This window comes from Pseudomonas donghuensis (assembly GCF_000259195.1).
GTDB classification, from domain to species: domain Bacteria; phylum Pseudomonadota; class Gammaproteobacteria; order Pseudomonadales; family Pseudomonadaceae; genus Aquipseudomonas; species Aquipseudomonas donghuensis.
The window spans coordinates 29,875-38,885 of the sequence record NZ_JH650782.1; the positions used below are offsets into that span (position 1 = coordinate 29,875).

Below are 9,011 nucleotides of genomic sequence, written 5' to 3' on the forward strand. Positions count from 1 at the left end.
GTTCGGCAAAGCGGGCAATGTTCTCGGCAATGCTGCCGCGCAGCAGTTCGATGTTCTGTGGCAGGTAACCGATGTGCGGGCCCAGGGCCTCGCGATCCCAACGGTGCAGGTCGGCGCCGTCCAGGCGCACGGTACCGGCCAGCGTCGGCCAGACGCCGACCAGCACCTTGGCCAGGGTCGACTTGCCCGAGCCGGAGGTACCCAGTACCCCGAGCACTTCACCGGCACTCAGGTTGAAGCTGATCTGCTGCAGGGTTGCCACGCGCTTGCCTGGCGGCCCGGCACTGACCTGCTCGAAGCTCAGGCGCCCGCTTGGCGCAGGCAAGGCCATCGGTGCCGGCGGCTCGGGAAACTCGCGCAGCAGGCCGTCCAGACGCTGATAGGCCATATGCGCCCCGCTCCACTGCTTCCACACGGCAATCAACTGATCGATGGGGCTGAGCACCCGGCCCATGAGGATGGACCCGGCGATCATCATGCCCGGGGTCATCTGCCCCTCGATCACCAGCAAGGCGCCCAGCCCCAGCACCAGCGACTGCAGGCACAGGCGCAGCGACTTGCTGATCGCGGTGATCACCGCCGAGGTATCACTGGCCTGGTTCTGCAAGGTCAGAAAACGCGAATGCAAGGCGAACCAGCGCTGGCGCAACGCTGCGAGCATGCCCATGGCCTGGATGCTCTCGGCGTTTTGCAACTGACTGCTGGCCAGGTGCGTGGACTGCTGCTGGAAACCGCTGGCTTCAACCAGCGGCTTGTGGGTCAGGCGTTCGTTGAGGATTGCCAGGGCAATCAGCAACAACGCACCAGCGCAGGCCATGACACCCAGCCAGACGTTGAACAGAAAGATCACCGCCAGGTAAATCGGAAACCAGGGGGCATCGAAGAAAGCGAACAACGCGGGACCGGTGACAAATTGCCTCACCTGCGTCAGGTCATTGAGCGATTGCCCTGCCTGTCCGTCCCCCCGGCGCAAGTTACGCTCAAAGGCCGCCCGATAGACATTCAGGTTAAAGCCCTGTTCCAGTTGGTTGCCGACCCGAATAACAATGAAACTGCGGATCGCTTCCAGTGCACCAATAAACACAAAGAAGCCGACCACCATCAACGTCAACATCCACAGGGTTGTTTCGTTTTGCGAAGACAGTACCCGATCATACACTTGCAGCATATAAATCGAGGGCACCAGCATGAGTAGGTTAATCAACGCGGTAAAACAACCCACACTCAGAAGCGTGGACGTGTGATCGGCCAGTGCTGCCCACAAGGGCGCACCGGCTTTATGAGTCGGCCTGTTCATTGTCCGCCTTTCTATCCCTGAAAAATCGGCAATCGCCTACAAGGTTTTATTCTTTATTCTTACGTTCCAACAACAGTGTCTCGCCGGACGCGGAAGTCCACTTGAACATACCGGGCTTATAACGGTTGAAGTGCACCAATGCGCTGCCGCTGCCATCCAGCAAGGCCAGGGTATCGGGGGTTGGCAACCAGCCGCTGGGGCGCTTGCCTATCAGCACTTCTACGCATTGCAGATCACCGCGCAAGGTTTGCGTTACATCCAGGTACAGCTCGCAACCTGCAGCGCGATCGGCTTCGGGGTAAAGCGTCCAGTCACCGGCCAGTTGTGCGGGAGTGGGGAGTAGCAGGCTGCTTGCCATACCGACCTCGGTCATCAACATCAGGGGAACCGCGCCGAGCGCGATCATTCGCTTGAGAGCCATCATCTGCCTGTAATCCTCTCAGAAGAAGCGGCGCTTGCGCGCCGCCCTTCCAGGCTGTTGTCAGACCACGATATCCGTGGCAACCGCCTGACCTACGGTGGTCACCAGGAAATCAGACAGGCTGTTGCCGGTGATGTCGATCGACAGGCTACCGAGGTTGCTGGCCTGATCGAAGCTCAGTACCGCCTCGCCGGCATGACCGGTGAAGGCATCAACGAACTGCAGTGGCAGCTTGTTGACGGCAAAGGCCGAGATGGCCGACAGGTCGATCTTGTCCTGACCGCTGACAAAATCCATGATCCGGTCAGGATTGCTCGGGGTCGAATCGCTGCTGGCAGCGAAGATGAAGGTGTCGGAACCGGCACCACCCCAGAGTTTGTCGCCACCGCCGCCGCCGTAGATGATGTCGTTGCCGGCACCACCCTTGAGCTCGTTGGCCACGGCGTTGCCGATCAGCAGGTCGTTGCCCGAGCCGCCGATGGCATTCTCGACGATGGCACCCTTGGCAATGGAAATATTGCCAATCATGCCGCCGACATCAGAGAACGACGCGTCATTGAGGTTGATCTTCTGGTTTTGGGTAAAACCGGAGAAGTCCAGGGTGTCGTTGCCGCCGCCGTCCCACACCGAAAAGACGACTTTCGACGAGGCCGAGGTGGCCGAGTAGAAGTCGCGGTCAGCGGTGGAGTTGAAGCCGTACACGGTGTCGCCGGAGCGGGTCGCGTAGTTGGCGCCATACAGCTTCTGGATTGCCGCGATGTCATCCATCAGCGGTGCCGAGGAGTACACCTGCACGCCGCCCTTGGTGAAGTTCTGGTTGGTGTTGCTCTCGCCCCAATAGCTCATGACGCTGTAGCCACGGGTGTCCTGACCGTAGGAAGCATCGGCGTAGGTCGGGTAGCCTTCCCCGGCGTTGTAGTCGCCCGGGTGAGACAAGCCCAGCACGTGGCCGATTTCGTGGGTCAGGGTCTGACGCCCGTAGTTGCCGTTTTCCGGGTTGACGTTGGCCTGGTACTGGCTGTTGATCAGGTACCAGGATTCACCCTTGTGCGAGCCTGGCCGGTCAAATGGCAGGTAGGCAAATGCCGCACCGCCGCTGCTGCCATCGCTGTAGTTGCCGAAGGTCATGTGACCGTCGCCACCTGTCGCGGCCTCCTTGAAGGTGACCTTGGCCACGTCTGCCCAGGACTGCATGGACAGTTTGGCCTGAGCCTTCTGCTGGGCGGAAAAGGCGCTGAACGAGCCCAGTTCCTGACTGTCGAAGCCAGCAGGCGCCTTGGTCAGGAAGGTATAGGTCAGGTTGATGGTGCCGTCCTTGTTCAGGTCTTTCCAGGCAGCGCCGTCACGCAGCAACTGGGTAGCGGCCTGGTCGACCGAGAACGAAGGTTTGCCATTCACTGTCGCACTGCCGCCACGATCATATTGATGGCCGAAACTATTGATCAGGCTGTAAGCGGAACTTGCACCGTGCGGTTGCAATACAGAGCCAGCTGAAACAATAGCGCTTTCTTTGACTTTCGACATACAGACACTTCCTTGTTTACAAAAAAGCAGTTGTTGTCCGACAGGACGCTCCCGCGGCGAGATCGTCCTATCACTCGCCTGAATGAGGCGGGGAAAAACTGACACACCAGGAATTGAACTGTCCAGCTTTTTTTGACGCCAATTTTCATTAACCCAAGTTGTTTATTGTCCTACAATTTTAAAACCCTTGATTTAGCTTAGCGGCATCAATTTGCGCAAACGGCGATATATCGACTCCACTAAAAAAAAAAGCGAGCGACAGACGAAAACCGAGCAGGAGGCTTTAGTTGCGAATCCGAACTTTAATTATAAGAATGCGACATGCCGTTATAACTCGTGGGCCCAGAACCTTTACTTTTTTGTGACAACTAGAGGAGTACCCTCCGTCGCCTGACCATTGACTTGTGCCGTGCGCTGGCGCTGAGTAGGGATTGGTCAATAGCCCTTTCAACCTGGACGCCACTATGACAAGACTCACGGTTCAATCCGGCGATTTCTTGCAAGGTGAAGGCGAGTACCGCAATGGATCGCTCACACTCAAGACCGCCCGTAGCCCTTCACCCGGCGAGAAAATCGCCCTTACCCGCATTACCGACCTGGTCGTTGCCAATCAGGAGTCCAGCCGCAGCCTGAGCAGTGCCCTTGGCTGGGGTGTGGCCGGCGCCCTGGTGGCCGGCCCGGTTGGCCTGATCGCCGGCCTGTGGTTAGGCGGCAAGGAAGAGGAGGTGACCTTCCTCGCAACCTTCAAGGATGGTCGCAAGCTGATGGCCATCACCGACAAGAAAACCTGGTCGAAAATCGACGGTAATTGGCGGCGCCATTCCCAGACCGCAGCAAACGGTTGAAGCCGCGCGACGCCCGCTCGTTCATGGCAGTAGCAGCCGATTGAAAACAGGGGCGCCGCCAGCCGGTTGCCCCTGCTAAGATTGCGTCCCCGCCTGCCCGGCGCAATACCGGCAGGCTATCAATGCCTGGGCCCACGCCCCTCTACCTACTGGGCAAAAAACCCTTTCGGACTGCAGCCGATCAATAACGGCGCGTCCGCGTTCGCCGTCAAGGAGCTCCTGCATGACCCTGCCCCGCCCTCGCCTGCCCTTGCGCCTGCTCGGCCTGAGCCTGGCCCTGCCAGCCACGCACAGCCTGGCTCAGGACAGCATTACCTTGGCCCCGGTGCAGGTGTCCGAGGCCTACAGCGAGGGCTATCAGGCCCGCGAAGCGGCCGTCGGCGGCTTCCAGCCGGCACCATTGCTGGACACCCCGGCGTCGATTGCGGTGTTCAGCGAGCAACTGCTGGCTGATCGTCAGGTGCGCACACTCAGCGAAGTCCTGCAAAGCGATGCTTCGGTGGGTGAAAGCTATGCCCCGATCGGCTACTACGAAAACTTCAACGTGCGCGGTTTTGAGCTCAATGCCGCCAGCAGCTACAGGATCAACGGCCAGACCATCGCCGGCGAGCAGAACGTGGCCCTGGAGAACAAACAGCAGGTCGAGTTGCTCAAGGGCCTGTCGGGCTTGCAGAGCGGCGTGTCGGAACCCGGCGGGCTGATCAATTACGTGACCAAGCGAGCGCAAGATGTGCGTTCGGTGACAGTGTCGAGCAACGAGCAGGGTGAACGCTACATCGCCACCGACCTGGGCGGCTGGTTCGGCAGCGAGCGCCAGTTCGGCCTGCGCACCAACCTGGCCCATGAAGATATCCGCTCCTACGTCGACCATGCCGACGGCAAGCGCGACTTCGCCTCCCTGGCCTTCGACTGGCAAATCAACCCCGACGCGGTGCTGCAACTGGACGCCGAATACCAGCAGCGCGAACAGCGCTCGGTGCCGGGTTATCAGCTACTGGGCGGCAACAGCCTGCCCCACGGTATCGACCCGCATGACCGCCTGGCCTATCAGCACTGGGCCAACCCGGTGACAATCGATTCGCTGAACCTTGGCGGGCGCTTCGAGTATCGCTTCAGTGACAACTGGACGGGCAGCCTCAGCGCCTCGCGCAGCAAGGTGGTGATCGATGACTACAGTTCGTTTGCCTGGGGCTGCTATGGCGCGCCCAGTTGCGCCGAATCCAGCGTACCGAACTATTTCAGCCCGCAAGGCGACTACGACATCTATGATTTCCGCAGCCCGGACGACACACGCCGTATCGACGAAGCCCAAGCGCTGCTGAACGGGCGTTTCGAGCTGGCCGGGCTGGGCCATGAGTTGACGGTCGGCAGCAGCGCACAGCGGCGCACCCTCGATCAGCGGCCAACCTTCAACCAGTTCATCGGTAGCGGCAACATCTACCAGCCAACCCCTGCACTGGAGCCGTTCGATGGCTCGCCAGGGCACTCCGAACGGCGCCTGGACAGCCGTCAATACGGTGTTTTTGTCAGTGACCGGATCACTTTCAACGAGCAGTGGCAGACCCAACTGGGCGCTCGCGTGGTGCGCCTGGACGAAAGAGCCTTCGATGAAGCCGGCAACGATCGCCGCCATACCCGCCAGTACGAGCTGCTGCCCAACGCAGCGCTGATCTACAAACCACGTGCTGATATCTCGCTGTACACCAGCTACAGCAAAGGCCTTTCAGCAGGCAGCGCGGCGCCATGGTTTGCCCAGAACAACCAGGACATCCTCGCCCCGACCACCTCGCAGCAGATCGAGCTGGGCATCAAGCGCGACTGGCAACGCCTGAGCCTGAGCGCAGCGCTGTTCCAGCTGCGCCAGGCCTATCAGTATTCGCAACCTGATGGCGCCGGACATTTCACCTATGTGCAGCAAGGCCAGCAGAAGAACATCGGCCTGGAGCTGGGCGCCAGCGGCTGGCTGACTTCCAACTTGCAGATCAATGCCAGTGCCGCGGCGATTCGCGCGCGGGTCAAGAACAGCGGCACGGCTGACTACGAAGACCATCAGGCGCTGAACGTACCGAACTTGCGTGCTGCGGTGCAGGCTGACTACAGCCTGCCGATCCCGGGCCTGGCCCTGCTCGGCGGCGCGCGCTACAGCGCCAGCAAGTACGCCAATCAGGCCGGTACGGTGGAAGTCGGCAGCTATGCGGTGTTCGATCTGGGGAGCCGCTACAGCACCAAGGTTGGCGGCTACGACACAGTACTGCGGCTGATGGTGGATAACGTCTTCGACAAACGCTACTGGCGCGATGCCGGGGAGTACCTGGGGGATGGTTATCTGTTTCAGGGTGCGCCGCGCACCGCACGGGTTTCGGCTTCTGTGAGTTTCTGAGGGCCTCATCGCGGGTCAAGCCAGCTCCCACAATGAATCTGTGTACGCCGCCGGACCTGTGGGAGCTGGACTTGCCAGCGATCGAGCGCGAAGCGGTCGTAATCCAGGCAACACCTGATGTGCTGACTGCACGGGCCCCATCGCTGGCAAGCCAGCTCCCACCAAGCAGCGCCGTCAGAACGGCTCGCTACCCTCGCGAATTTCCACTTCCAACACCTCGCCCAACGCAACCAGCTGCGCCGCCACGTCCCTGGTGGTGATGAAGCCACTGTAGCAGTCACTGTCGGTGGACCAGTTCCACAGCACCAGGCCCTGCTTGTGCAGTTCGTCATGGGCCGTGACCATCAGCTCGGGCACCGTGGTGTCGTCGAGGAAGTCTTCATCCTCCGCGTCTTCGACACCGAAAGTGACTTCGGCATCCCGCGCCTCGGCCAGCTGTTGCACGCTCTGTACAAACGACTCGGTGTCTTTCCAGTCGACGAAGAACACCGACTCCCAGTCAGCTACATCCTTGACGATATACATCAGTTGCTGCGGATCGTCCTCGAATTCCTCGACGTCGTCTTCATCCAGCTCGACCTCGCGCAGGGCCTGGACATGCTGGCTGGCCATTGCCGCCGACGGACTGATCAGGGTCAGCAATTGTTCAGCGGCAAGGATCTGGGCCTTGGTAAAACATTCTTTGAGCATCTGAAACATCCTTTTTCATGGGCAAAACAAAAAGCCCCCGGCCTTGTTCAGGTCGGGGGCTTTTCTAGATGTGGCGGTGAAGAAGGGATTCGAACCCTTGATACAGTTTCCTGTATACACACTTTCCAGGCGTGCTCCTTCAGCCACTCGGACACTTCACCGGTTCTCGCCAAGCAGTTCAGCCTGTCGAGGCGCGCTAATGTAGTCGAAAGAGGCTCTAATGGCAAAGGTTTTTTTCAGAATATTCATGTGCTTAAGCCATTTAATCGAAAAACCACGGCACACAGGGCAAAGCCGCCATTCTCTGGCGTGCTTCGGCAGCCCGGTTTACCGCGCTCCCGTCAGGACAAGCACGTGGGCCGGGACGCTGACCGGTCAGTCAGTCACAGCGCTTTACCTCGGGCACTTGCCTGAGTAACGTCTGCCCCACTCCCCCTTAAGGAACCCTGTGATGAGTGAGCTGATTACCTACCACCTCGAAGACGGCATTGCGACCCTGACCCTGAACAACGGCAAGGTCAACGCCATCTCGCCTGACGTCATCAAGGCGTTCAATGCCGCCCTCGACCAGGCCGTGCAGGACCGCGCGGTGGTAATCATCACCGGCCAGCCAGGCATTCTCTCCGGCGGCTACGACCTGAAAGTCATGACCGCCGGCCCCAAAGAGGCCGTCAGCCTGGTGACCGCCGGCTCCACCCTGGCCCGGCGCATGCTCTCGCACCCGTTTCCGATCATCGTTGCCTGCCCGGGCCACGCGGTGGCCAAAGGCGCCTTCCTGCTGCTCTCGGCCGACTACCGCATCGGTGTCGAAGGCCCGTTCAGCATCGGCCTTAATGAAGTGCAGATCGGCATGACCATGCACCACGCCGGTATCGAACTGGCCCGGGATCGCCTGCGCCGCTCGGCGTTCCACCGGTCGGTGATCAACGCCGAGATGTTCGACCCGGCCAGCGCCGTCGACGCCGGCTTCCTCGACAAGGTAGTGCCGGTCGAACAGCTGCAGGAAGCTGCGCTGACGGCAGCCCGCCAGTTGAAGAAGATCAACATGAACGCCCACAAGCACACCAAGCTCAAGGTGCGCAAAGCACTGTTCGAGATCCTCGACGACGCGATCATCCGCGACCAGGAACACCTGGGCTGACCCCCTACCAAGGCCTGATTGCGATTATTCGCGCAATCGGGCCTGCCCCGCGCCAATGAGCGTTTGCCGATAGAAGTGCACACCCGTACACTGCGCCGCGTTTGCCTGGTGTGAGTCGTACGATGCTTTTTATTATCCGCATGTTCCTGTTGGGGCTGCATTTTCTCCTGGCCGGTGTTCTCGGTGTGCTGGTTGGCCTGTGCCGACCGTTCAACCCGGACAACAGCCGAATCTGTGCACGCCTTTATGGGCTGCCTGCCACCTGGCTGATGCGCCTTGAGATCAAGGCCGAGGTCGGCCCGCTGTTCGATCAGCCGCCGGGCTGCGTGATCATCGCCAACCACCAGTCCAACTACGACCTGTTCGTGCTGGGTCATGTGGTGCCGCGGCGCACCGTGTGCATCGGCAAGAAGAGCCTGAAGTGGATTCCCCTGTTCGGCCAGTTGTTCTGGCTGGGCGGCAACGTGCTGGTCGATCGCGGCAATGCCTACCAGGCGCGCCGGGCAATCCAGACCACCACCCGCACCCTGAGCGAAGACGACACCTCGATCTGGGTGTTCCCCGAAGGCACGCGCAATGCCGGCGAGCACCTGATCACCTTCAAGAAAGGTGCCTTTCACATGGCCGTAGAAGCCGGCGTGCCGATCGTACCCGTATGCGTCAGCCGCTATGCCTGCCGCTTGAGCCTCAACGGCTGGGGGCGCCGCCAAGGG

Annotated in this window: 8 protein-coding genes and 1 tRNA gene; 4 read left to right on the top strand and 5 right to left on the bottom strand. The window is 60.4% G+C overall.

The features are described 5' to 3' along the window. From UW3_RS27610 to UW3_RS0123910, 3 genes are all read right to left on the bottom strand, one after another. The coding region (locus tag UW3_RS27610; protein ID WP_237716771.1) for a type I secretion system permease/ATPase at positions 1 to 1,297 on the bottom strand (1,297 nt) is incomplete at its 3' end. Positions 1,298 to 1,343: 46 nt separating this feature from the next. Beyond that, a complete protein-coding gene (locus UW3_RS0123905; RefSeq protein WP_010226323.1) occupies positions 1,344 to 1,721 on the bottom strand; it encodes an AprI/Inh family metalloprotease inhibitor in 378 nt (125 codons plus the stop codon). Between the two features lie 57 nt (positions 1,722 to 1,778). Next, positions 1,779 to 3,242, bottom strand: coding sequence for a serralysin family metalloprotease (locus UW3_RS0123910; protein WP_010226325.1), 1,464 nt, complete (start codon positions 3,240 to 3,242; stop codon positions 1,779 to 1,781). A gap of 464 nt (positions 3,243 to 3,706) precedes the next feature. Between UW3_RS0123910 and UW3_RS0123915 the strand changes: the two genes are divergently transcribed. Both UW3_RS0123915 and UW3_RS0123920 read left to right on the top strand, forming a co-directional pair. Next, positions 3,707 to 4,087: a hypothetical protein gene (locus tag UW3_RS0123915; RefSeq protein ID WP_010226328.1), complete on the top strand. Its 381-nt coding sequence runs from the start codon at positions 3,707 to 3,709 to the stop codon at positions 4,085 to 4,087. A gap of 223 nt (positions 4,088 to 4,310) precedes the next feature. After that, positions 4,311 to 6,467 carry a TonB-dependent siderophore receptor gene (locus tag UW3_RS0123920; RefSeq protein WP_010226330.1) on the top strand — a complete coding sequence of 719 codons (2,157 nt, stop codon included), beginning with the start codon at positions 4,311 to 4,313 and terminating at the stop codon, positions 6,465 to 6,467. A 174-nt stretch (positions 6,468 to 6,641) separates the two neighbouring features. On the opposite strand, the gene UW3_RS0123925 is transcribed toward UW3_RS0123920, so the two are convergent. Together UW3_RS0123925 and UW3_RS0123930 are read right to left on the bottom strand one after the other, a co-directional pair. Next, positions 6,642 to 7,157, bottom strand: a complete 516-nt coding sequence (locus UW3_RS0123925) for a DUF6630 family protein (RefSeq protein WP_010226332.1) — start codon at positions 7,155 to 7,157, stop codon at positions 6,642 to 6,644. Between the two features lie 71 nt (positions 7,158 to 7,228). After that, positions 7,229 to 7,318 (bottom strand) — tRNA-Ser (locus UW3_RS0123930). A 290-nt stretch (positions 7,319 to 7,608) separates the two neighbouring features. On the opposite strand from UW3_RS0123930, the gene UW3_RS0123935 reads away from it, so the two are divergent. Both UW3_RS0123935 and UW3_RS27615 read left to right on the top strand, forming a co-directional pair. Then, positions 7,609 to 8,298 carry a crotonase/enoyl-CoA hydratase family protein gene (locus UW3_RS0123935; protein ID WP_010226334.1) on the top strand — a complete coding sequence of 230 codons (690 nt, stop codon included), beginning with the start codon at positions 7,609 to 7,611 and terminating at the stop codon, positions 8,296 to 8,298. 122 nt (positions 8,299 to 8,420) lie between these two features. Continuing rightward, positions 8,421 to 9,011 (top strand): lysophospholipid acyltransferase family protein (locus UW3_RS27615; protein ID WP_010226336.1); only part of this gene is annotated, 591 nt, incomplete at its 3' end.

Excerpts from the sequence above, each read along its gene's own strand:
- UW3_RS0123915 (WP_010226328.1), top strand. The coding sequence starts at position 3,707 with ATGACAAGACTCACGGTTCAATCCGGCGATTTCTTGCAAGGTGAAGGC.
- UW3_RS0123910 (WP_010226325.1), bottom strand. The coding sequence starts at position 3,242 with ATGTCGAAAGTCAAAGAAAGCGCTATTGTTTCAGCTGGCTCTGTATTG.
- UW3_RS0123905 (WP_010226323.1), bottom strand. The coding sequence starts at position 1,721 with ATGATGGCTCTCAAGCGAATGATCGCGCTCGGCGCGGTTCCCCTGATG.
- UW3_RS0123920 (WP_010226330.1), top strand. The coding sequence starts at position 4,311 with ATGACCCTGCCCCGCCCTCGCCTGCCCTTGCGCCTGCTCGGCCTGAGC.
- UW3_RS0123935 (WP_010226334.1), top strand. The coding sequence starts at position 7,609 with ATGAGTGAGCTGATTACCTACCACCTCGAAGACGGCATTGCGACCCTG.
- UW3_RS0123925 (WP_010226332.1), bottom strand. The coding sequence starts at position 7,157 with ATGCTCAAAGAATGTTTTACCAAGGCCCAGATCCTTGCCGCTGAACAA.